The 23,596-nt window shown below is 59.0% G+C and carries 22 protein-coding genes and 1 pseudogene; 9 read left to right on the forward strand and 14 right to left on the reverse strand.

The window, feature by feature from the left end:
- Nucleotides 1-172: 172 nt before the first annotated feature.
- The 5 genes from lpxO to ilvA all read left to right on the forward strand — a co-directional run bounded on the left by lpxO (nucleotide 173) and on the right by ilvA (nucleotide 4,249).
- Nucleotides 173-1,072, forward strand: coding sequence for a lipid A hydroxylase LpxO (lpxO, locus tag AC3WTM_RS25470; RefSeq protein ID WP_102671537.1), 900 nt, complete (start codon nucleotides 173-175; stop codon nucleotides 1,070-1,072).
- 54 nt (nucleotides 1,073-1,126) lie between these two features.
- Nucleotides 1,127-1,288, forward strand: a complete 162-nt coding sequence (locus AC3WTM_RS25475; RefSeq protein ID WP_158247456.1) for a hypothetical protein — start codon at nucleotides 1,127-1,129, stop codon at nucleotides 1,286-1,288.
- A gap of 163 nt (nucleotides 1,289-1,451) precedes the next feature.
- Nucleotides 1,452-1,799: a hypothetical protein gene (locus tag AC3WTM_RS25480; RefSeq protein WP_102671538.1), complete on the forward strand. Its 348-nt coding sequence runs from the start codon at nucleotides 1,452-1,454 to the stop codon at nucleotides 1,797-1,799.
- 68 nt (nucleotides 1,800-1,867) lie between these two features.
- Entirely contained in the window at nucleotides 1,868-3,040 is a 1,173-nt protein-coding gene (locus AC3WTM_RS25485; protein ID WP_102671539.1) for a PQQ-dependent sugar dehydrogenase, read from the forward strand.
- Between the two features lie 195 nt (nucleotides 3,041-3,235).
- The gene (ilvA, locus tag AC3WTM_RS25490) at nucleotides 3,236-4,249 is read left to right on the forward strand and encodes a threonine ammonia-lyase, biosynthetic (protein WP_079246749.1); all 1,014 of its coding nucleotides are present in this window, start codon (nucleotides 3,236-3,238) and stop codon (nucleotides 4,247-4,249) included.
- Nucleotides 4,250-4,299: 50 nt separating this feature from the next.
- On the opposite strand, the gene eco is transcribed toward ilvA, so the two are convergent.
- The gene (eco, locus tag AC3WTM_RS25495) at nucleotides 4,300-4,782 is read right to left on the reverse strand and encodes a serine protease inhibitor ecotin (RefSeq protein ID WP_102671540.1); all 483 of its coding nucleotides are present in this window, start codon (nucleotides 4,780-4,782) and stop codon (nucleotides 4,300-4,302) included.
- A gap of 276 nt (nucleotides 4,783-5,058) precedes the next feature.
- On the opposite strand from eco, the gene AC3WTM_RS25500 reads away from it, so the two are divergent.
- Nucleotides 5,059-5,325: a DUF1652 domain-containing protein gene (locus AC3WTM_RS25500; RefSeq protein ID WP_057714758.1), complete on the forward strand. Its 267-nt coding sequence runs from the start codon at nucleotides 5,059-5,061 to the stop codon at nucleotides 5,323-5,325.
- On the opposite strand, the gene AC3WTM_RS25505 is transcribed toward AC3WTM_RS25500, so the two are convergent.
- From AC3WTM_RS25505 to AC3WTM_RS25565, 13 genes are all read right to left on the reverse strand, one after another.
- Complete coding sequence (locus AC3WTM_RS25505; protein WP_102671541.1) at nucleotides 5,322-5,717, reverse strand: hypothetical protein; 396 nt, start codon at nucleotides 5,715-5,717, stop codon at nucleotides 5,322-5,324. The genes AC3WTM_RS25500 and AC3WTM_RS25505 overlap by 4 nt on opposite strands.
- A gap of 91 nt (nucleotides 5,718-5,808) precedes the next feature.
- Nucleotides 5,809-6,075 (reverse strand): DUF2790 domain-containing protein, encoded by a 267-nt coding sequence (locus AC3WTM_RS25510; RefSeq protein ID WP_102671542.1) that lies wholly within the window; start codon nucleotides 6,073-6,075, stop codon nucleotides 5,809-5,811.
- A 307-nt stretch (nucleotides 6,076-6,382) separates the two neighbouring features.
- Nucleotides 6,383-7,327 carry a carbohydrate kinase family protein gene (locus AC3WTM_RS25515; protein WP_102671543.1) on the reverse strand — a complete coding sequence of 315 codons (945 nt, stop codon included), beginning with the start codon at nucleotides 7,325-7,327 and terminating at the stop codon, nucleotides 6,383-6,385.
- Between the two features lie 13 nt (nucleotides 7,328-7,340).
- A complete protein-coding gene (xylB, locus tag AC3WTM_RS25520) occupies nucleotides 7,341-8,837 on the reverse strand; it encodes a xylulokinase (RefSeq protein ID WP_102671544.1) in 1,497 nt (498 codons plus the stop codon).
- A gap of 74 nt (nucleotides 8,838-8,911) precedes the next feature.
- The gene (locus tag AC3WTM_RS25525) at nucleotides 8,912-10,384 is read right to left on the reverse strand and encodes a mannitol dehydrogenase family protein (protein ID WP_102671545.1); all 1,473 of its coding nucleotides are present in this window, start codon (nucleotides 10,382-10,384) and stop codon (nucleotides 8,912-8,914) included.
- 16 nt (nucleotides 10,385-10,400) lie between these two features.
- Nucleotides 10,401-11,504, reverse strand: coding sequence for an ABC transporter ATP-binding protein (locus AC3WTM_RS25530; protein WP_102671546.1), 1,104 nt, complete (start codon nucleotides 11,502-11,504; stop codon nucleotides 10,401-10,403).
- 164 nt (nucleotides 11,505-11,668) lie between these two features.
- Nucleotides 11,669-12,499 carry a carbohydrate ABC transporter permease gene (locus AC3WTM_RS25535; protein WP_102671547.1) on the reverse strand — a complete coding sequence of 277 codons (831 nt, stop codon included), beginning with the start codon at nucleotides 12,497-12,499 and terminating at the stop codon, nucleotides 11,669-11,671.
- Between the two features lie 8 nt (nucleotides 12,500-12,507).
- Nucleotides 12,508-13,407, reverse strand: coding sequence for a carbohydrate ABC transporter permease (locus AC3WTM_RS25540; protein WP_256586065.1), 900 nt, complete (start codon nucleotides 13,405-13,407; stop codon nucleotides 12,508-12,510).
- A gap of 180 nt (nucleotides 13,408-13,587) precedes the next feature.
- Nucleotides 13,588-14,898, reverse strand: a complete 1,311-nt coding sequence (locus AC3WTM_RS25545) for an ABC transporter substrate-binding protein (protein WP_102671549.1) — start codon at nucleotides 14,896-14,898, stop codon at nucleotides 13,588-13,590.
- Between the two features lie 252 nt (nucleotides 14,899-15,150).
- Nucleotides 15,151-16,056 carry an AraC family transcriptional regulator gene (locus tag AC3WTM_RS25550; RefSeq protein WP_102671550.1) on the reverse strand — a complete coding sequence of 302 codons (906 nt, stop codon included), beginning with the start codon at nucleotides 16,054-16,056 and terminating at the stop codon, nucleotides 15,151-15,153.
- A 31-nt stretch (nucleotides 16,057-16,087) separates the two neighbouring features.
- Nucleotides 16,088-16,963, reverse strand: coding sequence for a phosphatidylinositol-specific phospholipase C domain-containing protein (locus AC3WTM_RS25555; RefSeq protein ID WP_102671551.1), 876 nt, complete (start codon nucleotides 16,961-16,963; stop codon nucleotides 16,088-16,090).
- A gap of 190 nt (nucleotides 16,964-17,153) precedes the next feature.
- Nucleotides 17,154-18,458 (reverse strand): glycosyltransferase, encoded by a 1,305-nt coding sequence (locus AC3WTM_RS25560; RefSeq protein WP_102671552.1) that lies wholly within the window; start codon nucleotides 18,456-18,458, stop codon nucleotides 17,154-17,156.
- A gap of 74 nt (nucleotides 18,459-18,532) precedes the next feature.
- Nucleotides 18,533-18,895, reverse strand: a complete 363-nt coding sequence (locus tag AC3WTM_RS25565) for a response regulator (RefSeq protein ID WP_102671583.1) — start codon at nucleotides 18,893-18,895, stop codon at nucleotides 18,533-18,535.
- 247 nt (nucleotides 18,896-19,142) lie between these two features.
- Between AC3WTM_RS25565 and AC3WTM_RS25570 the strand changes: the two genes are divergently transcribed.
- The 3 genes and pseudogenes from AC3WTM_RS25570 to AC3WTM_RS25580 all read left to right on the forward strand — a co-directional run.
- Nucleotides 19,143-22,634 carry a response regulator gene (locus AC3WTM_RS25570; RefSeq protein WP_102671553.1) on the forward strand — a complete coding sequence of 1,164 codons (3,492 nt, stop codon included), beginning with the start codon at nucleotides 19,143-19,145 and terminating at the stop codon, nucleotides 22,632-22,634.
- A gap of 17 nt (nucleotides 22,635-22,651) precedes the next feature.
- Nucleotides 22,652-23,467 (forward strand): CheR family methyltransferase, encoded by an 816-nt coding sequence (locus tag AC3WTM_RS25575; protein WP_371918582.1) that lies wholly within the window; start codon nucleotides 22,652-22,654, stop codon nucleotides 23,465-23,467.
- Nucleotides 23,464-23,592: pseudogene (locus AC3WTM_RS25580) on the forward strand (chemotaxis protein CheB); the annotation flags it as partial. The gene AC3WTM_RS25575 and the pseudogene AC3WTM_RS25580, both read left to right, overlap by 4 nt.
- Nucleotides 23,593-23,596 lie beyond the last annotated feature (4 nt).

The raw sequence follows: 23,596 nt of genomic DNA on the forward strand, positions 1-23,596 counted from the left end.
TATTGGTTACAAACTGTGGCTAAAATGCCATCCGTCAGCTTAAGGCCGACCATCGGCGCGGTCCGATCGCACCAAGGGGCCGTTGTTTCGCATTAAGTCGCTGCACGAGACCCGGGGACCGGCATGCCGGTAAAGGGCGCAGTTTGTTTATTTCCAACCTGTGACGATTTCCGTGAAACTGATCATTGCCGTTATCTACATTTTCTCCATAGCGTACGTCCACCTGCGTGGTCGAGTGCGCCACAAGCTGGGGCGCCAGTTGAGTGATCACTCGACGTTCCTCGCGCCGATCAATTGCTTTCTTTATCTGTTTTCAAAAATCCCCAACAAACCGTATCTCGATCCGGCTGATTTTCCCGACCTGAGTCCGCTGCAGGCGCATTGGGAAGAAATTCGTGCCGAAGGCCAGAGCTTGCTTCACGCCGGCGAGATCAAACGTTCGAACCAATACGATGATGTCGGTTTCAACTCGTTTTTCAAGACCGGCTGGAAGCGCTTCTATCTCAAGTGGTATGGCGATAGCCACCCGTCGGCCATGAAACTCTGCCCACGCACCACCGAACTGGTACAGGGCATCGGCTCGATCAAGGCAGCAATGTTCGCCGAGTTGCCACCGGGCTCCAGACTGGTGCGCCACCGCGACCCGTATGCCGGTTCGTACCGTTATCACCTCGGGCTGGACACACCCAACGCCGACGGTTGCTACATCAATGTCGATGGCCAGAACTACCATTGGCGCGATGGCGAAGCGGTGATGTTCGATGAGACCTACATTCATTACGCAGAGAACACCACGCCACACAATCGCATCATCCTGTTCTGCGACGTCGAGCGGCCGATGAAGTATCGGTGGGCAGCGGCATTCAATCGCTGGTTCAGCCGAACTGTCATGTCGGCGGCAGGAGCACCGAACGAGGACGGAGACCGCACCGGCGGGATCAACCGACTGTTCAGCAAGGTCTACAAGGTTCGCCTGCGCGCCAAGGAACTGAAAAAGCGCAACCGCAAGCTTTACTACCTCCAAAAATGGTCGATCTTTACCGGGTTGCTGGCGGTCTTCATTCTGATCTGATTTTTTCGGTGTAGCGTACCAAGGCTTCGCGAGCCTGCTTGCGAAGAGGCAGGGATGTCCAGCGAAGGCTTCGGTCTTGCCTTCACGCGCCTTCTTGTCCACCAGGGCCATGGTCTTGTCGTCGAAACCGTGGGGATGTGCACCAGTCCGAAGCTGATTGCGCCTTTCCAGATTGCCCGTGCCATGGTCGTCTACTCGCGAGTGATGTTCAGGTGATCTTCGGTCCTTTGCAAAAGTTTCTGTGGTTTGCGCGCCGGTTCCCCCCGCCGGATCAACCGGGCGCCAGATCGTGCCGGGGGAGTTTTTGGTTAACAAATCCGAACCTCGGGCGTAGCCTGGTATCGAAGTCCTTATCCACGTGGACGCAGAGAGGCCCCCCATGAACCGATACGTGTTTGGCACCATTGCACTGGCCTTGAGTGGTGTACTTGGCTCCTGGGTCCAGGCCGACGTCTCTGCTTCGTTGCAATTGGCCCAGAACCTGCCTGGCAGCACCAACAACAACCCTTACAACAGTCCGATTCGCCGGGCCAATCCCAACAGCATGCAAGGCACCCAACCCGGCACCCCGGCCATACGCGGACCCAATACCGTGCCGGTCCCGCGCCCGCCGACGCTGGACAACGGTGGCATCGGTAATCGCTACCCCGTACAGACAGCGCCCGCCAGCCCACCGAAATTCATTCCCAACCCACCTCCTCGAGACACCGGTAGCAGCAACCGTTGAGTGGCAGGCATCGCGTCTGCCCTCTATTTTTTCACCAGACCTCATTTCCATCAGAAAAGGAATCCTGCATGTTGCGTAAAAACCTGTTGGCAACCCTCTGTGCTGGCGTATTGATCAGCACCGCTGTCCCGCTGCTTGCCGCACCGGCCCAGACGATGAAAAGCGAAGATGGCACCCTTGAGGTCACCCCCATCGTGACGGGGCTGGAGCACCCCTGGGCCTTGGCATTCCTGCCGGATAGCAAAGGCATGCTGGTGACCGAACGGCCCGGCAACCTGCGACTGGTGACCGCCGAAGGCAAGTTGTCCGCACCGCTCAATGGCGTACCAACGGTCTGGGCCAAGGGGCAGGGTGGATTGCTCGACGTGGCGCTGTCGCCCGACTTCAAGCAGGACCGGATGGTCTATCTGTCCTATGCCGAAGGTGGCGGTCAGGGCGGCAAAGCCGGCACGGCGGTGGGCCGCGGCCGGCTCTCCGACGATATGACAGCGCTCAAGGATTTCCAGGTGATCCTGCGTCAGGAACCCAAGCTCTCGGTGGGCAACCATTTTGGCTCGCGGCTGGTGTTTGATCGCGACGGCTATCTGTTCGTGACCCTGGGGGAAAACAACGACCGCCCGACCGCACAGGACCTCGACAAGCTGCAAGGCAAAGTGGTGCGAATCTACCCGGATGGCACAGTGCCCAAGGACAACCCCTTTGTCGGCCAGGCCAACGTGCGCCCGGAGATCTGGTCCTACGGGCAGCGTAACCCGCAAGGCGCGGCGCTCAACCCATGGAACGGCACGTTGTGGGAAAACGAACACGGGCCTCAGGGCGGCGATGAAATCAACATCATCGAGCGCGGCAAGAATTACGGCTGGCCGCTGGCGACCCATGGCATCAACTACTCCGGTCAACCGATTCCCGAAGCCAAGGGTGAAATCGCCGAAGGTACTCTTGCCCCGAATCATGTCTGGGAAAAGTCCCCGGGCCTGAGTGGCATGGCGTTCTACGATGCCGATCGTTTCAAGGTCTGGCAGCGCAACGTGTTTGTCGGCGCGCTGATCAGCCAGGAACTGATCCGCCTGGAGTTCGATGGCGACAAGGTGATCCACGAGGAGCGCTTGCTCGGGGAGCTGAAAAAACGCATTCGCGACGTTCGGCAGGGACCGGACGGATACTTGTATGTTTTGACCGATGAGGAGAACGGCGGGTTGTACAAGGTGGGTTTGAAGTTGCCGGCTGACTCAGGCAGCTAAAAACTTGCCATTGACTTGCCATCAACGTCCGGCTAATTTCGAGCCATGACTTCCACCGTATTGCGCTGCCAGCCAAGCATTATTACCGCCATTCCTCATTTGGCGGGCTAGCTCACGACTGCAGCACCCAACCCGCCCTCGAGGCGGGTTTTTACTTTCTGTCTCCCGGGCCCCGATCAATGTCAGGAGACGACGATGAGTTTCACAACCGATCAACAGGCCTTGCTTGAAGGCTACGTGAAAAAGATCCTTGCCGCACCGGTCTATGAGCTGGCCGTGCGCACGCCTTTGCAACCGGCACCGGCCTTGTCCGAAGCCTTGGGTAACCAGATCCTGCTCAAGCGCGAAGACTTGCAGCCGACCTTTTCTTTCAAGATCCGCGGTGCCTACAACAAGCTGGTGCAACTGAGTGAGGTGCAAAAGGCCCGCGGCGTGGTCACGGCTTCTGCTGGCAATCATGCGCAGGGCGTGGCACTGGCGGCGCGGGAGTTGGGGATCAACGCCACCATCGTCATGCCCTGCACGACGCCGCAGTTGAAGGTCATCGGCGTGCGCAGTCGCGGCGCCGATGCGGTGTTGCACGGCGAAAGCTTTCCGTTCGCACTGGCCTGTGCGCTGGATTTGGCCCGGGAAACCGGTCGCACCTTTGTTTCACCTTTCGACGACCCGGAGGTGATCGCGGGGCAGGGCACGGTGGCGATGGAAATCCTGCGCCAGCATCAGGGCCCGCTGGACGCGATCTTCGTGCCGGTGGGTGGCGGGGGGCTGATCGCGGGTATCGCCGCCTACGTCAAATACTTGCGGCCGGAAGTTCGCGTCATTGGCGTCGAGTCGGAACATTCCGCGTGTCTGCAAGCGGCGATGCATGCCGGCGAACGGGTCGTGTTGCCGAGCGTCGGCACCTTCGCCGATGGGGTGGCGGTGGCGCAGATCGGCGCTTACGGTTTTGAGGTCTGCCGGTTTTGCGTCGATGACGTGGTGACGGTCAGTAACGATGAACTTTGCGCCGCAATCAAGAATATCTACGACGATACCCGCTCGATCACCGAACCTTCCGGTGCGCTGGCCGTGGCCGGGATCAAGAGGTACGTCGCGCAGACCGGAGCCTTGGGGCAGACCCTGGTGGCGATCGACTCGGGTGCCAACATCAATTTCGACAGTCTGGGGCACGTGGCCGAGCGCGCCGCGTTGAGTGGCGCCCCGGCATGATGCCTGGGCAGGTCGACAGCGGACGCCGCAGAGTCCGCGCGATGGCAGGATTATTCCTTAATGGCTTTCTCGACCTTGGTCGACGCCGACCAGATCCGATAGCGCACTTCGATGTCCTTGGGTACGTACAGCACAAGCGGCAGTTTGCTGTTGTAACGCAGCAGAAAACCGTCACCGACCACCGGCACAAAACCCTGTTTGCTCGTGCCGCCCGGGCAGGCCATCAGCGTGCTCATCGGCCCGATGACTTTTTCCAGGCGATAGAACGGATAGCCCCAACCCTCAAGGTTCTTCTCCTCGAGAATACCGCCCAGGCGCGGGTTGTTGCAGTCGACGGTCATCGTCTTGCCGGCCAGGATCTCGACCTGGAAGTCGTTTTCCCGGGTCTGAGGCGCGAGGTGGATCACCTGGCGGGTGAACCCGCTTTCAGCCTTCGGATAGGGTGCGGTGTCTTCGAGTTTGGCGGCATGCGCCACGCCGGCAAGCCCCAGTGCGAACAGCGCTGTGCAAGCGTTAACGGTCAAAGAATTCATGATGCCTCCTTGCTTGAAGTGAAGGCGGCATTTTCACTGTCATGTGCAGTGAATGCAAACCCGGGATCCTGCGCGTGCACATTGCAGGGTCGCCAGGGGCGTTCATTGCAAACCGCATGGCAGGTTTAAGGTGATTGGTCTAAATCCTTGAGGTGCCGATGAACTGCACCACGAAAATCAAGGTATGTTTTATGCTGTAGGTGCCCTTGAAGCTTGCCGGGATTTCAAATGAGCAAGCATTGATCGTCGGGCCGTTTCACAAAGGAGGGAGTCGCCATGTTTCTTTCTGCCTTGGAAATTCGCAATATCATCGAAAGCAGTTTTCTGCCCAAGCGCTGCCAGTGCACGCTGTCACCGGACCTGTCGATGACCGTCAAGGTCTATGCAGACGGGCAAACCGATCAGCTCGATCTATTGGTCACCGGCATCGATGCTTCCGGGCTCAATGGTTGTCGGGAAATCAACGAGCTGATTGCCCAACTGCGTTCCAGGCAGCATCACGTAGAGGTCGAACCGCACTCTATGCTGGGCAAAGCACTCTAGTCTGCTGTTTCGGGTTCCAGGGACACGCGCCGGGTCTGGAAGAACGCCAGGCCCAGCGCCAGTTCAAACCCGACCGCCAGTAAAATGCCCGGCCCGACATGGCCGTTGAGCCATTCGGCAAAACCCAGCACGGCCAATCCCCAGCAGCCGACGACGAAGCCGAGACTCAGCGCATTGCGGGTTGCGCAAGGAGGGGCATTGCGAACCAGAAAAGAGAACACGCTCAACGCCCCAAACAGCACGGCGGTGCGTCGCGCGACCAATCCCACCGCGAATGAAAACTCGATATCCCAGAACGACAATAACCATTGCGGTGTCAGCCCCCAGACCAGACTGAGCAAAAGGCATAGGGCGGCGGAAAACAACGACAGCGTGCGAAACGGCAACTGCATGGCGAATCCTTGCGGGCAGAGAGGGAGGCGCTAGAGCATAGCGCCGCAACCCTCAAAGGAATACTGCCAAGTACCAAATCGGATTTTTCGGTCAGCCCTGGTTCTCGCAAGCGTTGGAAAGTTTACGGTAGGAAATTTCTGCGGGTTTTCCCGTGTCATCAATGTACTTCATCTCGGCCTTTACCACCTTGCACTCCAGGGTGTCCGGCTCAGTCAGTGAAATCACTTTGCTGACATGCAATGGCATGCCGTAGTGATAGGGCACGGCTTGAGAGGTCGTGGTTTCATTGGCCTGAGCCAGGCCGGCAAACGCGGTGCAGGTGAGGGCGGCGGTAACCAGCAGGGTGCGAGTGTTCATCAGCGATCTCCGGTGCGGACGGAATGTCAGTTCGATGTGTCGCTTGTCGAACTTGCCGCACTGGGCGTCAGAACAGTCTGAGGGCGTGCGGTCCAGTGAAGTGTTGGATCGCACGGTTAAGCGACGGTTAACCCGGTTGAACACCGCCTGTCGCGGATGCGCGATCCTGTGTATCAGTTAAGACCATCGGGCGCCTGATAGAAAGTCATCGCGAGCAAGTTCCCACAATGCCCGAGCGTCGACACAAATGTTGTGAACGACCCGCAACCCTGCAGGAGCGAGCCTGCTCGCGAAGAGACCCTCGAATTCAGCTTAAATCCAGTTGCTTGCGATAAGGCAAATCCGGTCCGGTCTTGCTGCAAGTCAGCGCCGCCGCCCGCACCGCGAACTTCAGCATGCGGTCGATCTGCTCGCGACCAAGTTGCTTCACACCCTCTACCGAATCCAGCTGGTGTTCGGTCAACCAGGTAATCAGCGCCGCCTGAAAGGTATCGCCTGCGCCCACGGTGTCGGCGATTTTTACCGTAGAGGCGGGTGTGGACCACGAACCATGTGCCCGACTGAATACGGTCGCGCCTTCGCCGCCCCGGGTCAGGAATACCAACTGACAGCGGTGCTGCAACCAGACCTCGATCACCTGCGCCGGGTCCTGGTCGGGGTACAGCAGATGCAGGTCCTCGTCGCTGACCTTGATCAGGTCGGCCAGTTCCACCAGTGTCGCGATCCGTTCACGCCACAGTTCAATGTCCGGCTCCGGATTCAGGCGCACGTTCGGATCGAGGCTGATCAGGCGCTTGCCACTTTCCCGGCGCACCAATGCCAATAGCGTGTCGGCAATCGGCTGCACCACCAGGGAAAACGAGCCGATATGCAGGCCGCGTACCTCAGGCCCGAGTGTCGGCAGGTGCTCCGGTTGCAATTGTCGATCCGCGCAACCTTCGCCACGGAAGCTGTACTGCGGCGAGCCATTGGCGCCCACGGCGACCATCGCCAGGGTGGTCGGCGCGGCAAAATCCACCAGGAATTCCTGGCGCACGCCTTCATCTTGCAACACTTGCAACAAGCGCCGGCCCAGGTAGTCGGTGGACAACCCGGCCAACAGCGCCGCGTCCACGCCCAAGCGGCACAAGCCCACCGCCACGTTGAACGGCGAGCCACCGGCAATGGCCTTGAAGTTCACTTTGGACGCCAGCCCACTGGCGTCGTTTTCACTGAAAAAATCGAACAGCGCTTCGCCACACACCAGGTACATAGTTGTTCACTCTTCAAAGGGTTGCGACATGCTGTTGATAGCGTTCATACGCCTGCTGACAGGCTTGCACATTGTCGGCGACCGGCAGGGTTTCAGTGGCCGGGTCGAGTTTTACGCAGCGCTCGCACAATTGCGCCAGGCTTTCTTCGTGCCCGCTCGCCCGGGATACGCACCAGGCCGCCTGAATCGCCGCCCCCAAGGCTGCGGCCTCGCTTTGTTCGGTGCAGATCACCGGTGTATTCATGGTGTCGGCGACGATTTGCCGCCAGACCGCACTTTTTGACCCGCCCCCAATCAGCCGAATGCTGCGGCTTTGTAAGCCATTGCGGCGTAGCAGGTCCAGTCCGTAACGCAAACCGAACGTCGTGCCTTCGACCACCGCGCGGCACAGGTTGGCCCGGGTCAGGTTGGTCATGGTCAGGCCCGACAGGCTGGCGCTGGCATGGGGCAGGGCGGGCACACGTTCGCCATTGAAGAACGGTAGCATGCACACACCGTCGGCACCGATTGGCGCCTGGGCAACGAGGTCGTTGAATTGATCGATGTCGAGGTCCAGCAGCTCGCGAATCAGGCTGGTGGCATTGGTCAGGTTCATGGTGCAGATCAAAGGCAGCCAGCCGCCACTGGAGGAACAGAACGTGGCAACTGCGACATCCGTGGCGACATTCGGCTGATCGGCATAGGCGTACACCGTGCCTGACGAACCGAGGCTCATGGTGATTGCACCAGGCTGGATGTTGCCGGTGCCGATGGCGCCCATCATGTTGTCGCCTCCGCCACTGGACACCAGTGCCCGAGGGTTTATGCCCAGAAACTCGGCGATGCCTGGCAGAATCGTGCCGACCGCCTGGTGGGGGGCGATCAGTTCCGGCAGCGCCGCTTGCAGGCGCCCGCTGGGGTCGATGTCACGCAACAATTGTCTATCCCACTGGCGCGTACGCACATTGAAATACCCGGTGCCCGAGGCATCGCCGTACTCGCTGCAACTGCGGCCAGTGAGCCAATGGTTGAGGTAGTCGTGAGGCAGCAGGATGCGGGCGATCCGGGAGAACACTTCGGGATGCTGCTCTTTGGTCCATAACAGCTTGGACAGGGTGTAGCCTGGCGCGATGACTACGCCCAGGCGTTTCAGCGAACCCTTTTTTCCACCCAGATGGGCCAGCAGTCGGTCATTCTCCGGGGTGGTTTCTGTGTCGCACCAGAGTTTAGCCGCACGCAACACCTTGCCCTGATCGTCGAGCAGCACCAGGCCATGTTGCTGGCCGGACACGCCGACGCCGAGGATCGACTGGCCATCGACACTGGCCGCGAGCAAGGCGCGGCGGGTGGCGCTGGCGAAGGCGTCCAGCCACTGCTGGGTGTCTTGTTCGCGGCGGCCATTGGGGCCGCTGATCAGGCTGTGGCTGGCGGATCCCTGGCCAAGCACTTCACCATTGGCCGTGTCGAGGATGATGGCTTTGGTGCCTTGGGTTCCGCAGTCGATGCCGAGGAAGAGTTGTCGGGTTGTCATGCAGTATTCCTGGTCGTCAGCTAGATACAAGTCTGGATTCAGTATCCCCGGTGCCTGTCAGGCCGCCGCAGGACTTACGTCAGCACCCGTTCCAACGTCCGCGACACCCCAACCTCGCGCAAACTGGTGCAGCACCACTCAAACGCCGCGACAAACTCCGGCGAGCGCGCAATGGCCGTACCAAAAATCTCCTCGACCGCCAGCAAGCGCTGGGTAATCAGCACATCATCGGCTACCAGCGCCTGACAGAACGCCGCCCGCGGATCCGCAATCGTGTAGTTCTCGCCCTGTTCATCCACGCCTTTGAGATACAGCGCCCACGCCGCCACCACCAACGCTGCGCGCCGGGTCTCGCAGCCATCGGCGATCAAGCGGTTGATGGTCGGTACGGTGAATTTCGGAAACTTCGACGAGCCGTCCGAACACACCCGTTCAAGTTGATCGGCAATCGCCTGATTGGAGAACCGCGCCACCAGGGTGTTCTTGTACTCGGTCAAGTCGATTCCCGGCACCGCCGGCAGCTGCGGCGTCACGTCCAGGTCCATGTAGGCGCGTATGTAGCGCACGAACAGCGGGTCATTCATGGTTTCGTGGACGAAGCGGTAACCCTTCAGGAATCCCAGGTACGTCAGCGCCAGATGACTGCCGTTGAGCAGCTTGATCTTCATTTCTTCGTAGGGCGTGACGTCGTCGGTGAATTGCACGCCGACTTTTTCCCAAGCCGGACGACCGTTGACGAACCTGTCTTCCAGCACCCATTGCGCGAAGGGTTCGCAGACCACCGGCCAGGCATCGTCCACGGCGTGCCGGTCCGCCAGTTGCAGGCGATGGAGGGTGCTGGTCATCGGTGTAATGCGGTCGACCATGGCGTTGGGGAAACTGACGTTGGCGTCGATCCAGTCGCGCAAGTGGCTGTCGTGCAAGGCGGCAAAGGCCAGCAGGGCCTTGCGGGTGACGGCGCCGTTGTGCGGCAGGTTATCGCAGGACATCAGGGTGAAGGCCGCTGTGCCAGCGGCGCGGCGTTTGGCCAGTGCGGCACACAGGAAGCCGAACACGGTTTTCGGTGCGCCAGGGTGCGCCAGGTCATGCTGGATTTGCGGCAAGTGCGCCATGAACTCGCCGGTGCTGTCGTCGATGCAGTACCCGCCTTCGGTGATGGTCAGCGAGACGATGCGGATCTCGGGGCTGGCCAGCTTGTCGATCAATGCCTGGGCACTGTCCTCGGCCAGCAGCATGTCACGAAGGGCGCCGATCACCCGCACTTCGGTGTCGTCGCTATCGCCGAGTTCGAACAGGGTGAACAGATAATCCTGATCCTTGAGATCGTCGCGGGCGCGACGGTCTTCAGCGCGCAGGCCGACACCGCAGATGGCCCAGTCCAGGCCTTCGCCGGTATTCATCAAGGCGTCGGTGTAGTACGCCTGATGGGCACGGTGGAAACCGCCGACCCCGATGTGCGCGATACCCTGACGGGTCTCGCCCAGGGCGTAGGCGGGCAGGACCACTTCAGGGGCGAGGCGGTTGAGGTTGAGTTGGTTCAATTTCATCGCAGGCTCTCTGAAATCAGGCAGCAACGCGCAACGGGCGGGTCAACGCCACACCGTCGGCATCGAATAAATGGCAGTGTTGCGCATCCAGATGCAGGCTCAGGGTTTCACCGTAGCGGCTGGCCAGATCTCCGCGAACGCGCATGGTCAGGGCTTCGCCAGATGCCGTCCGGACGTGGCAGAAGGTGTCGCTGCCCAGGCGCTCGCTGACGTCGGCGGTGACCTGCAAGGTGCAGTCGCCGGGTTTGGCCAGTTCCAGGTGCTCTGGGCGAATGCCCAGCGTCACCGCACTCCCGACGCTCAGATGCCTGCCGCCCAAGGGCAGGCTGACGCGGGTTCCCGCGTCGAGTTGCACTTCACAGCCCTGGCTGTCGACACGGGTGACCTTACCCTTGAGCAGGCCCATCTTCGGTGTACCAAGGAAACCGGCGACGAACAGGTTGGCCGGCTGGTGATAGAGATCCAGCGGCGAGCCGACTTGCTCGATCTTGCCGCCATTGAGTACGACCACTTTGTCGGCCATGGTCATCGCTTCGACCTGATCGTGAGTCACGTAGATCATCGTGGCTTGCAGTTCTTTGTGCAGGCGCAACAGTTCCAGGCGCATCTGCACCCGCAAGGCGGCATCGAGGTTGGACAACGGCTCGTCGAACAGGAAGATTTTCGGGTTGCGCACGATGGCCCGGCCAATCGCCACGCGCTGGCGCTGGCCGCCGGACAGTTGCTTGGGTTTGCGCTCCAGCATCGGCCCCAGTTCGAGGATGCGCGCCGCTTCACTGACCTTCTTCTCTACTTCGGCTTTCGCCACGCCGGCCAGGTCGAGGGCGAACGACATGTTCTTGCGCACACTCATGTGCGGGTACAGGGCGTAGGTCTGGAACACCATCGCCAGATCACGCTTGGCCGGGCTCACTTCGGTGATGTCGCGGCCGTCGAGTTCGATGGTACCGCCGCTGACTTCCTCCAGCCCGGCGATCAGCCGCAGCAGCGTGGATTTGCCGCAGCCCGACGGGCCGACGAAAACCACGAACTCCTTGTCATTCACTTCCAGGTCGATGCCCTTGATGATGGAAAAGCCTTCGAAGCCTTTTTGCAGATTCTTGATTCTCAGGTTGGCCATGGTGGTGGGCCTCCGTTTGTTTTTATTCAGTTGAACCAGGTGGGCTTTTTTGTGGGAGCGAGCTTGCTCGCGATGAGGGTGTATCCGTCGGCATTGATGCTGACTGACCCACCGCTATCGCGAGCAAGCTCGCTCCCACAGGAGTCGCATTCGGTTAGCGGTGTTCATTTCACGGCGCCGAACGACAGGCCGCGCACCAGTTGTTTCTGGCTGATCCAGCCGAAGATCAGGATCGGCGCACAGGCCAGGGTCGAGACGGCCGACAATTTGGCCCAGAACAGCCCTTCGGGGCTTGAGTACGAGGCGATCAATGCGGTCAGTGGCGCGGCTTTCGACGAGGTCAGGTTCAGCGACCAGAACGCCTCGTTCCAGCACAGGATCAACGACAGCAGCACCGTGGATGCCAGGCCGCCCTTGGCGATGGGCAGCAACACCCGGAGCATCTCCTGAGCCAGCGTTGCGCCGTCCAGCCGCGCGGCTTCGAGGATGTCCCTCGGGATGTCCTTGAAGTAGGTGTAAATCATCCACACCACGATCGGCAGGTTGATCAGCGTGTAGATGACGATCAGCGCGATCCGCGTATCGAGCAGGCCTAAACTCTTGGCCAGCAGATAGATCGGCATCAGCACGCCCACTGGCGGCAGCATCTTGGTGGAGAGCATCCACAGCAGCGTGCCTCTGGTACGCCGGGTTTCGTAGAACGCCATGGAGTAGGCCGCCGGTACCGCGATCAGCAGGCACAGCGCGGTGGCGCTGAAGGAGATCACCACCGAGTTCCAGGCGAAACTTAAGTAGTCGCTGCGCTCGTTGATGTGCAGGTAGTTCTCCAGCGTCGGCATGAAGATGAACTGCGGTGGCGTGGCGAAGGCATCGATCTCGGTCTTGAAACTGGTCAGTACCATCCAGAAGATCGGAAAGAAGATCAGGATCGCGATGGCCCAGGCCAGCGTACCGAGCAGCAGGCTTTGCAGGCGACGGGATTGTTGAAGAGTCATGGCAGGCCTCAGGCTTTGTCGGTCAGGTTTTTGCCGATCATCCGCACCAGGATGATCGCGGCGATATTGGCGATGACCACGGCGATCAGGCCGCCCGCCGAGGCCATGCCGACATCGAACTGCACCAGCGCCTGGTTGTAGATCAGGTAGGCGAGGTTGGTCGAGGCGTAGCCGGGGCCGCCGTTGGTGGTGGTGAAGATTTCGGCGAACACTGAGAGCAGGAAGATGGTTTCGATCATCACCACCACCGCAATCGGCCGCGCCAGGTGTGGCAAGGTCAGGTGCCAGAAAATCGCGATGGGCCCGGCACCGTCCAGACGCGCGGCTTCTTTTTGTTCCTGGTCGAGGGACTGCATGGCGATCATCAGGATCAGGATCGCGAAGGGCAGCCATTGCCACGAGACAATGATGATGATCGACAGCAGCGGGTAGTGCGCCAGCCAGTCCACGGGCTGCGCGCCGAACAGCTTCCAGACGTAGGCGAGAATCCCCGACACCGGATGGAAAATCAGGTTCTTCCAGATCAGTGCGCCCACCGTGGGCATGATGAAAAACGGCGAGATCAGCATCACTCGTACGAGGCCGCGACCGAAAAACTCACTGGCCTCCAGCAATGCACTGATCAGCACGCCCAATACCACACTGATCAGCAGCACGCTGCCCACCAGCAGCAGAGTGTTGGTGGCGCCGGGCACAAAGCCGGAGTCGGTGAGGAAGTAGGTGAAGTTTTCCAGGCCGACGAACTCGTTCTCGCCGGGGTTGAGCAAGTTGTAGCGAATCGTTGAGAAGTAGACGGTCATACCCAGCGGTACGATCATCCACAACAGCAGCAATGCCACCGAAGGGCTGACCAGAAACCAGCCGGGATTGGCCACGCGGCTTTTGCGCTGCGGCTGGACAATGTCCATGTGAGCTTTTGCAGTTGATGTATTCATGGTGTTAAACCGAATGGGTACAGGCAATGAATATCAACTGTGGGAGCGAGCTTGCTCGCGATACCAATCTGTCAGCCGACATCACTGTTGAATGTCATGGACTCATCGCGAGCAAGCTCGCTCCCACAGGGAACAGGGGCAGGCTACTGCCGGTTACTTGGGATAACCCGCGCGCTTCATCTCGCGCTCGGTGGTTTGCTGGGCTGCCGCCAACGCCTGGTCGACCGTGGTCTGGCCGATCAGCGCCGCCGAGAAGGATTTGCCGACCTGGGTGCCGATGCCCTGGAACTCGGGAATGGTCACCAACTGGATGCCGATGTACGGCACAGGTCTGGCGCCCGGCTTGCTCGGGTCCGCGGCCTTGAGCGATTCCAGCGTGACCCTGGCGAACGGGGCGGCACTCATGTACGCCTCGCTGTAGGTCGAGGCTCGGGTACCTGGCGGCACGTTGGCGATGCCGTCTTTTTCCGCGACCAGTGCGCCGTATTCTTTGGACGTAGCCCAGGCGCTGAAGGTTTTCGCTGCGTCCTTGGCCTTGGAACTGGTCGGAATGGCCAGCGCCCAGGAATACAACCAGGCCGAGCCCTTGTCAGTGACCTGATGCGGCGCATAGGTAAAGCCGACGTGATCGGTGACCTTGCTCTGGGACTTGTCGGTGACGAACGAGCCGGCGACGCTGGCATCGACCCAGATCGCGCATTTGCCACTATTGAACAGCGCCAGATTTTCATTGAAACCGTTGCTCGACGCCCCCGGCGGGCCGGATTTCTTCATGGTGTCGACATAGAAGTTCAGCGCGTTTTTCCATTCGGGACCGTTGAATTCAGGCTGCCACTTTTCATCGAACCAGCGCGCGCCATAGGCGTTGGCCACGGTGCTGATCAGCGCGATGTTCTCGCCCCAGCCGGCCTTGCCCCGCAGGCAGATGCCGTACTGTTCCTGTTCGGGTTTGTTCAGTTTGGCGGCGAATTCACCGATCTGCTCCCAGGTCGGGCGCTCGGGCATGGTCAAGCCGGCGGCCTTGAACAGGTCGGTGCGGTAATAGGTGATCGAGCTTTCGGCGTAGAACGGCAGGGCGTACAGCTGACCTTTGACAGACAGGCCTTCGCGCACCGACGCAAACACGTCGTCGAGGGCATACCCAGCCGGCAAATCCTTCATCGGCTCCAGCCAGCCCTTGGCGCCCCAGAGTGCGGCTTCGTACATGCCAATGGTCAGCACATCGAATTGCCCGCCTTGGGTGGCGATATCGGTGGTCAGGCGCTGGCGCAGGACGTTTTCTTCGAGGACCACCCAATTGAGCTTGATGTCCGGATGCTCGGCCTCGAAGGTTTTCGAGAGCTTTTGCATGCGGATCATGTCGCTGTTGTTGACGGTGGCGATGGTCAGGGTCTGGGCGCCAAGGCTGACGCTGCTCAGGGTCATGCAGGTGAGGGCAAGCAGAGCTTTTACCGAAGGTTGCATCGTGCACTCCTTTTCTGCACCCGGCGGGCTACAGAAGGACAGTTATTGTTTTTGTGTCTTCCGAAGGCAGGAAGAATGTGCGCTGATTACATCCTTCAATCGAGGGCGAGACAAATCATCCATCGCACTTTGATCGATACTTTTTTGCACTCAAGGTTTGAGGGATAGACGCAGGGAAGGGCTTTTCAGCGAAGGAGGGGTATTGAATCCGTACAGGTTTCAGGGGGTAACGCTGTACCTGTGGGCGTGTCTTCAACCCAGGTTTTGCTCGGTCAACCGCTGCACCACCAGCCGCCGGTAATGCGAAGGCGTCATGCCCTTGAGCTGCTGGAAGCGCCGGTTGAAGTTGGAAATATTGTTGAAGCCCGATTCGAAGCAGACATCGGTCACCGGCTTGTCGCCATCGGCCAGCAACTCGCAGGACTTGCTGATGCGCAGGCGATTGACGAATTCGATGAAATTTCGCCCGGTGGCCTGCTTGAATACCCGACTGAAATAAGTCGGTTTCATGCCCAGATGCGCGGCGACCTCTTCCAGTGTCAAGTCCCGGGCGTAGTGAGCAAAAATGTAATCCACCGCGCGGTTGGTGCGATCGATATTGTGCTCGTCCGCCAGTTGCGGGGTTGTGGCACCAGAGAGCAATTGGTAGTCGTCAGTGGCCGCGAGCAACTCCAGCAGAATGAAAAAGTGCCCGAGCCGGGTCATACCGGTGGTATCGGCGATGCGCTGCATCAGGTCCATCGCCTTGTCGATGGTGTGCTTGCAGCGAAACTCGATGCCGTACTGCGCGCGCTCCAGCAGCGGTGCCAGGGCCTTGAGTTCGGCGAACACCTGATAGCCGCTGTCGAACAACTCATCGGTGAAGTTGACCAGCATGTCGCGCTTGGGCACCACTTCATCCTCGGCCACCTGGCTGATCCAGTTGTGGGGCAGGTTGGGGCCGGTGAGAAACAGTGTCCTGGGATAGAAGTTGCCGATGTAGTCGCCGATGAAAACCTTGCCGGAACTGGCGACGATCAGGTGCAGCTCGTATTCCTTGTGGAAATGCCAGCGCACCAGAGGGCAGGGGAAACCGTGCTGGCGATAGATGATCGACAAGCCGTTGTGGTCGTCCATCAACTCATAGGAAGGGTCGGTCACTCGGGTGGTACGGGTCATGGCTGCACACTTTGCTGTTTTCGCGCCTCGATCATGCCTCGTACAGGGAGGGGCCGTAAACGGCCTTCATGCTGCTGGCACTCCAGCAATAGCGGACAATTCTGGATTCATCGAAAAAGTCGGTATTGATGATGCTGCAACGCGTCACCCAGTCACGGGTGGTGTGGAACCAGTCATTGATCTCTTCTTTGATATCCCTTGGCCCGCCAAATACTGTGTACGTAGTTGCCGACAATGACCAAAAAAATGTCTCGTAAGGCGCATCTTCCAGCGTTTTTGCGATGTAGTTGCGCAGATCGCCCGAACTGGTGAATGGACTGTTGCGCCATTTGTGCGGGATGCGCGGCCAGAAGTAATCATCGTCCAGGCCGGGTTTGAACTGCGCCGCCATGACGATGCGCCGAAGCGTACTGGAGCGCTTGAGCTCGCCCACGGCGGCATACCTGTCGGAGGGCAGGATGAGCCGCTGTCCGAGTCGAAGCACGAGCAGATCGTTCAGCTTTTTATAATCGAAAGATTTGCCAGCATCGCTGAGTTCGTGAAAATCCAGTACGACGAACTCATCCGGGTTTCGATCAAGAAACGCCAACACTGCATCGATCAGTTCGTCCAGTACCCGACCTGATCGATGGCCACTGTGGTGAAAGTAAAAGACCGGGTCCGGATCTGTCGCGTATTGAAGACGAATATCGAAGACCCGTGCTCCATTGGCTAGTTGAAAGGCAAACGAATCGTTCTGGCACGTCGTCCAGTTGCCGGTCACATCGTCGACATTGGAGGCTTTTTTGTCCATGCCCGCGTTATGGGCGCAGGGCCAGACAATATCGGTGAGTTTTAATATGTCTACGTCGAGGATATTGCTCATCCAGTTCTGTTTGTAGAGAAAATCCGCGTTTCTAACCGTCATGGTGGATCCTTTGTCTGAGTGCACTGGCAAGTTCCAGGAAGTCCAAAACTAGCCGGGCTGACAAAAGCAGAGGTGCTATTTATGTACAGCGTCCTTGTGTCTTGATCATGTTAGCCACCCTGAAATGCAAAACGCCGACCTGATACAGCCAGTATCTTGTCGGCGTTTTTGTTGGGGATAAGAACGAGCCTTACAAGGCGTCTGGCTGGTTGCGGTTCTTCGCCTCGATCCATTGCGCCATGTACTGGGTACTTTTGTGCTGATGATGGCGCAACATGCTGCCGGTGAAGTTATCGCGTCTGATGTGTGGCAGATTCCTTTGGCATTCGATCAGTCTTTCGATCAATGCAGGACCATGGGTGGACTGCGGGTAGCGGCTGGCCAACAAGTGCCGGGCCTGCGCCTGGGCAGCCAGCCACTGAGTCTTGTCGTGATAAAGTTGCACGGCGCTGTCGGCGAACTCGCGCGCCGTACGGGTTACGGCACCGGGCCAGGGCTCTTCACCGTGCATGGCTTCTGCGCCGACCGGCGTGGTCACATTGGGCGTGCCGCAGAGCATCGCATCGACGATCTTGCCTTTGATACCTGCACCGAAGCGCAGCGGTGCCAGGCACACCCGCGTTTTCGACATCACGTGCAAGGCATCTTCCGCCCAGTTCATCACATGAAAACCCTGTGCCGCATTGTGCAGGGCGGTAGCCTTGGGCGGGGTATACGCGCCGTAGATGTGCAACTGCGCATCAGGCAGTTGCGCGCGAATCAGCGGCCAGATAGCGGTTTTCAACCAGAGCACCGCATCCCAGTTGGGCGCATGGCGAAAGTTGCCGATGTGCAGAAAATGCGTACGATCTTCGTACTCTACTGGCGCGCTGGTCGGCAGATCGACCATCAACGGACACCAGTGCAGCAGGTTGCGGGGAAACCTGAACTGCTCGACCAGCAATTCGATTTCTACCTCGGAAACCATCAGCGTCAAATCACAACGATAAAATGACGCGATCTCGCGCTTCGCCAGATCGGTATCAGCCATGTGTTCGAACTCTTCGCGCGCCGCCGGGGCGAACAGTTCGTTGAAGTCATTGTTGTCGTCACTGGCCTTCAAACGCTCCTTGAGACGTTGATGCCGACCCAGCCTCAGGCTTTGCAGGTCGCAACTTTCGAGTACGCGCAAGGCATCGGGGCAATGTTTCTCGACCCGCCAGCCGAACTGTTCCTCCATCATGAATTGATCGAACAACACGATGTCCGGCGCCAGTTCGCTGATAAATGCGTCGAAACTGCTGTTGTTCAGCTCGATGGGTACTTCGGCAATACCCAACGCTGTAAGGTCTGCACGTTGCTCGCCGAAGCCTGCCGGGCTGCTGAACGTGATGTCCCAGCCCTGGTCCAGGAAAACGTCGAGAATCTGCATGACATGCCCGCTGGCCGCGGAAGAGCGGGGCTCGGGCCAGACGTAACCAATGACCAGGACTTTGGTTGCGCGGGGCTCAATCATGGACGGGATTTCCTTGAAGCGAAGACAGGGCAGGGATGAAAAAGGCGCGCATTAAACCACAGCGCAGCGCAGCGTCACTCGAGAATGCTTTTGACCTTGTCGCGCAACTGATCAATGGAGAAGGGTTTGCCGATCAGGTGCATGTCGTCGGCCACGTCGATGTTTTCGGCATAACCGCTGGCGAACAATATCGGAAGGGCTGGACGTAAAACTCTTGCTTCATTGGCCAGTTCGCGTCCGTCCATGACCGGCAGGCCAACATCGGTCATCATCAGGTCAATGTGTTGGTTCACGTCCTTGAGCATCACCAGTGCCTGTTCGCTGCCTTCGGCTTCCAGCACCTTGAATTCCAGTTCTTCCAGGACGTCGACGATCAGCATGCGCACGATGGCATCGTCTTCGACGACTAGGATGGTGGAGGTATCGGCGGATGACATGGTCGAATTCCCGAAAAAGATTGGCATTGCCGGTCGCTGGAAGTCACCGGCCTCTTGCATGAGTAAGTGGCGGATCCCGACAAGTTCCCTGTGCGATGGAAAAAGGATTGGCGGTACAGGCCAGGCAAGGATAACGCGGGAGCAGCGCAATGTAGGACCTTGCGTGCAAACATGTCAGATAATTGGATCAATTTGCCAGTTTTGGGGCAAACTCCTTGCATTCTGACAGTTCGACAAGGCCTGCCCCATGACCTCCGCGTCCTCGGTTGATGAGCAACGATTTCGTAAACTCCTGAGCCGTAACATCAGCCTGCCGTTGGGTCTGGGTCTTATCAGCGCTGTGTTTTTCGTGTCGCTGATCAGCTATTTGCTGTCGACCATCCAGTGGGTGGAGCACACCGACCGGGTGATCAATAACGCCAATGAAGCGGTGAAGCTGACCGTGGATCTGGAAACCGGGATGCGCGGTTTCCTGCTCAGTGGCGACGAGCATTTCCTCGATCCCTACGAAACCGCCAAGCCGCGCATCGCCGTGGCGCTCGACACCTTGCTTGAACTGACCGCCGACAACCCGGTGCAGACTGATCGCTTGCTACGGTTGCGGGCCTTGCAGCTGGAGTGGGCCAACTACGCGCAATCGATGATCGATTTGCAGCGCAGCAGCGGCGATTATCGTGCCATGGTCAAGTCTGGACGCGGTAAACGTCTGACCGATGAAATTCGCAAGCAGTTCGAGGCGGTGATCGACACCGAGCAACAATTGCGCGCATCGCGCAATGACGAAGTGCGCGGCACCACCATCATGAGCATCAGCCTCTATCTCTTGTTCATAGCTGGGGTCAGCGGGTTGCTGGCGTACGTCGGGCGCCGCGATTTGTTGACCCTGTCGCAGAACTACAGCGTCAACCTTGCCGCCCAACAGGCCAGCGCCCATCGTCTGGAGCAACAGGCCTGGCTGCGTAACGGCCAGACCGAGCTGGCCGAGCAGGTGCTGGGACAATTGAGCCTGAGCATGCTGGGTCGCAATATCCTGCAATTCTGCGCGCAGTATTTGGGCACCGCCGTGGCGGCTATTTATGTGCGCGAAGACCATGGCGGTCTCAAGCGCATCGCCACTTATGGTTTTTCCCGTGAACAGGAAGGGCGTGAACAGCAGATCTACAGCGAAGAAGGCATTGTCGGCCAGGTGGCGCAGCAGGCACGGCTGATTCGCCTGGACCAGGTGCCCGGAGATTACTTCAAGGTCAGCTCCGGCCTCGGAGACGGTTTGCCGTGCAGTGTGCTGGTGGTGCCAACCAGTGACGACGAGCGGGTCAATGGCGTGATCGAGTTGGGCTTTCTGCGTCCACTGACCGACCGCGATGTTGAATTGCTTGAGCTGATTGCCGGCAACATCGGCACCTCGATCGAGGCGGCACGCTATCGCCAGCGTTTGCAGGAGGTGTTGGCCGAAACCCAGCAACTCAACGAAGAACTGCAGGTTCAGCAGGAAGAACTCAAGACCGCCAACGAAGAGCTCGAAGACCAGTCGCGGATTCTCAAGGAGTCCCAGGCGTACCTGGAAACCCAACAGGTGGAGCTGGAGCAGACCAACGAACAACTCGCCGAGCAGGCAGAAGTACTGGCCGAGCAGCGCGACGCCATGGACCTGAAAAATACCGAACTCAATCAGGCCCAGATCCAGCTCGAAGAACGCGCGGTAGAATTGCAGCGATCGAGCAAGTACAAGTCCGAATTCCTCGCCAACATGTCCCACGAACTGCGCACGCCGCTGAACAGCTCGTTGATCCTGGCCAAACTGCTGGCGGAAAACCCGGAGGAAAACCTCACTGCCGAGCAAGTCCAATTCGCCGAGTCGATCTACTCCGCCGGCAACGACTTGCTCAACCTGATCAACGACATTCTGGATATTTCCAAAGTCGAGGCCGGCAAGCTGGAAATCCGTCCGGAGAACACCAGCGTGGCGCGCCTGTTGGATGGCCTGCGCGGCTTGTTCCAGCCATTGGCCACGGACAAGCAACTGGATTTCCGGGTGGATATGCAGGACGGTGCGCCGTCGATGTTGTTCACCGACCGCCAGCGTCTGGAGCAAGTGCTCAAGAACCTGCTGTCCAACGCGGTGAAATTCACGGAAAACGGCAGCGTCAGCCTGTCCGTCGCCACGGCGCCGAATGACGGCATCGCGTTCAGCATCCGCGATTCCGGGATCGGCATCGAGGTGGATCAGCACGAAAGCATCTTCGAAGCGTTCCGTCAGGCCGACGGCACCACCAATCGGCGTTACGGCGGCACCGGGCTGGGGTTGTCGATTTCCCGTGATCTGGCGGCCTTGCTCGGCGGCTCCATCAGCATGACCAGCACACCGGGGCAGGGCAGTGTGTTTACCCTGGTCTTGCCACAGCAGTACGTGGAACCGGGCGAAGTACCTGTCGAACCGATGCGAGCTGTTCCTGTGGCGGCTGTGTCGAGTGTATTGCCGCCAACGTTGTCGCCATTGGTGGCCGAAGTCGACATTGCGCGCTTCGACGACGATCGCAACAAAGGGCCGTTCACCAAACGCTGCATTCTGGTGGTGGAGGATGAGCCGAATTTTGCGCACATCCTCTACGACCTGGCCCATGAACTGGGTTATCAGTGCCTGGTGGCTCACGGCGCCGACGAAGGCTACGACCTGGCCAAGGCGTTCATCCCCGACGCGATCCTGCTGGACATGCGCCTGCCGGATCACTCGGGCCTGACTGTGCTGCAACGTTTGAAGGAACACGCCGAAACCCGGCACATCCCGGTGCATGTGATTTCGGTCGAAGACCGGGTCGAGGCGGCGATGCACATGGGCGCCATTGGCTACGTGGTCAAACCGACCACCCGCGAGGAACTCAAGGACGTGTTTGCACGCCTTGAGGCCAAGTTGACCCAGAAGGTCAAGCGCGTGCTGCTGGTCGAGGACGACGACGTGCAGCGCGATAGCATTGCCCGCCTGATCGGCGACGATGACATCGAGATCACCGCCGTTGGCCTGGCGCAGGAGGCGCTGGACCTGCTGCGCTCTTCCGTCTTCGATTGCATGATCATCGACCTCAAGCTGCCCGACATGCTCGGCAATGACCTGCTCAAGCGCATGTCCACCGAAGACATCTGTTCCTTTCCGCCCGTCATCGTCTATACCGGGCGCAACCTGACCCGGGATGAAGAGGCCGAACTGCGCAAGTATTCGCGTTCGATCATCATCAAGGGCGCACGCTCGCCGGAGCGGTTGCTGGATGAGGTGACGCTCTTTCTGCACAAAGTCGAATCACGCTTGTCCCATGAACGGCAGAAGATGCTCAAGGTCGCCCGCAGCCGCGACAAGGTCTTTGAAGGCCGTAAGGTGTTGCTGGTGGATGACGATGTGCGCAACATCTTCGCCCTCACCAGCGCGCTGGAGCAAAAGGGCGCAGTCGTGGTCATTGGCCGCAACGGCCGGGAAGCGATTGAACGATTGAATGAGGTGCAAGACATCGATCTGGTGTTGATGGACGTGATGATGCCGCAAATGGATGGTTTTGAAGCCACCGTTGAAATCCGCAAGAATCTGCGCTGGCGCAAGCTGCCGATCATTGCCGTGACGGCCAAGGCCATGAAGGACGATCAGGAGCGCTGCCTGCAGGCCGGCGCCAACGATTACCTGGCCAAGCCCATCGATCTCGATCGCCTGTTTTCGCTGATTCGTGTGTGGTTACCGAAGATGGAACGTATCTAGTGGAGCGCAATTTTTCTGTGGAGCGAAACAGCGAAATCGAACTGCGGTTGTTGATCGAGGCGATCTATCTCAAGTACAGCTACGATTTTCGCGATTACTCCGGCGCTTCGATCAAACGCCGGGTCAACCATGCATTGAGTCAGTTCGAGTGCAGCACTATCTCGGCGTTGCAGGAAAAGGTCCTGCACGACCCCGCCGCGTTCATGCAACTGTTGCAACTGCTGACCATTCCGGTCAGCGAAATGTTTCGCGACCCCTCGCACTTTCTTGCCATCCGCAAGGAAGTGGTGCCGCTGCTGCGAACCTACCCTTCGATCAAGATCTGGATCGCCGGATGCAGCACTGGTGAAGAAGTGTATTCGATGGCCATTGTGCTGCGCGAAGAAGGCCTGCTGGACCGTACCATCATCTATGCCACCGACATCAATCCGCGCTCGCTGGAAAAGGCCAGGCAAGGGATTTTTTCGATGGAGAACGTACGCGCCTACACTGCTAATTACCAGCAAGCCGGTGGCCGGAGTTCGTTTGCCGACTACTATACCGCGGCCTATGGGTACGCGATTTTCGACAAGACCCTGCGCGAGAACGTGACCTTCGCCGATCACAGCCTGGCGACGGACAGCGTATTCTCCGAAACTCAATTAATTTCATGCCGTAACGTACTGATTTATTTTAATAAAACTCTTCAAGGTCGGGCGTTCGGGCTGTTTCATGAGTCCCTCTGCCATCGCGGTTTCCTGGTGCTGGGCAGTAAGGAAACCCCGGATTTTTCAGCCTTCGGCGATCAGTTCGAGCCGCTGGTCAAACAAGAACGGATCTATCGAAAATCATGAACAGTGCAACAAAATTGCCGGCTCTCGAAGCGATCGTGATCGGTGCCTGCGCCGGTGGCGTCGACGCGCTGTTGAACATCCTCGGACCGCTGCGCGAAGGCGTCGCACTTCCGGTCACTCCTGTACGCG

Source organism: Pseudomonas sp. EU05-FHT14B02 (assembly GCF_058791055.1).

Excerpts from the sequence above, each read along its gene's own strand:
- AC3WTM_RS25475 (WP_158247456.1), top strand. The coding sequence starts at position 1,127 with ATGTCCAGCGAAGGCTTCGGTCTTGCCTTCACGCGCCTTCTTGTCCAC.
- AC3WTM_RS25480 (WP_102671538.1), top strand. The coding sequence starts at position 1,452 with ATGAACCGATACGTGTTTGGCACCATTGCACTGGCCTTGAGTGGTGTA.
- AC3WTM_RS25485 (WP_102671539.1), top strand. The coding sequence starts at position 1,868 with ATGTTGCGTAAAAACCTGTTGGCAACCCTCTGTGCTGGCGTATTGATC.
- ilvA (WP_079246749.1), top strand. The coding sequence starts at position 3,236 with ATGAGTTTCACAACCGATCAACAGGCCTTGCTTGAAGGCTACGTGAAA.
- eco (WP_102671540.1), bottom strand. The coding sequence starts at position 4,782 with ATGAATTCTTTGACCGTTAACGCTTGCACAGCGCTGTTCGCACTGGGG.
- AC3WTM_RS25500 (WP_057714758.1), top strand. The coding sequence starts at position 5,059 with ATGTTTCTTTCTGCCTTGGAAATTCGCAATATCATCGAAAGCAGTTTT.
- AC3WTM_RS25505 (WP_102671541.1), bottom strand. The coding sequence starts at position 5,717 with ATGCAGTTGCCGTTTCGCACGCTGTCGTTGTTTTCCGCCGCCCTATGC.
- AC3WTM_RS25510 (WP_102671542.1), bottom strand. The coding sequence starts at position 6,075 with ATGAACACTCGCACCCTGCTGGTTACCGCCGCCCTCACCTGCACCGCG.
- AC3WTM_RS25515 (WP_102671543.1), bottom strand. The coding sequence starts at position 7,327 with ATGTACCTGGTGTGTGGCGAAGCGCTGTTCGATTTTTTCAGTGAAAAC.
- xylB (WP_102671544.1), bottom strand. The coding sequence starts at position 8,837 with ATGACAACCCGACAACTCTTCCTCGGCATCGACTGCGGAACCCAAGGC.
- AC3WTM_RS25525 (WP_102671545.1), bottom strand. The coding sequence starts at position 10,384 with ATGAAATTGAACCAACTCAACCTCAACCGCCTCGCCCCTGAAGTGGTC.
- AC3WTM_RS25530 (WP_102671546.1), bottom strand. The coding sequence starts at position 11,504 with ATGGCCAACCTGAGAATCAAGAATCTGCAAAAAGGCTTCGAAGGCTTT.
- AC3WTM_RS25535 (WP_102671547.1), bottom strand. The coding sequence starts at position 12,499 with ATGACTCTTCAACAATCCCGTCGCCTGCAAAGCCTGCTGCTCGGTACG.
- AC3WTM_RS25540 (WP_256586065.1), bottom strand. The coding sequence starts at position 13,407 with ATGGACATTGTCCAGCCGCAGCGCAAAAGCCGCGTGGCCAATCCCGGC.
- AC3WTM_RS25545 (WP_102671549.1), bottom strand. The coding sequence starts at position 14,898 with ATGCAACCTTCGGTAAAAGCTCTGCTTGCCCTCACCTGCATGACCCTG.
- AC3WTM_RS25550 (WP_102671550.1), bottom strand. The coding sequence starts at position 16,056 with ATGACCCGTACCACCCGAGTGACCGACCCTTCCTATGAGTTGATGGAC.
- AC3WTM_RS25555 (WP_102671551.1), bottom strand. The coding sequence starts at position 16,963 with ATGACGGTTAGAAACGCGGATTTTCTCTACAAACAGAACTGGATGAGC.
- AC3WTM_RS25560 (WP_102671552.1), bottom strand. The coding sequence starts at position 18,458 with ATGATTGAGCCCCGCGCAACCAAAGTCCTGGTCATTGGTTACGTCTGG.
- AC3WTM_RS25565 (WP_102671583.1), bottom strand. The coding sequence starts at position 18,895 with ATGTCATCCGCCGATACCTCCACCATCCTAGTCGTCGAAGACGATGCC.
- AC3WTM_RS25570 (WP_102671553.1), top strand. The coding sequence starts at position 19,143 with ATGACCTCCGCGTCCTCGGTTGATGAGCAACGATTTCGTAAACTCCTG.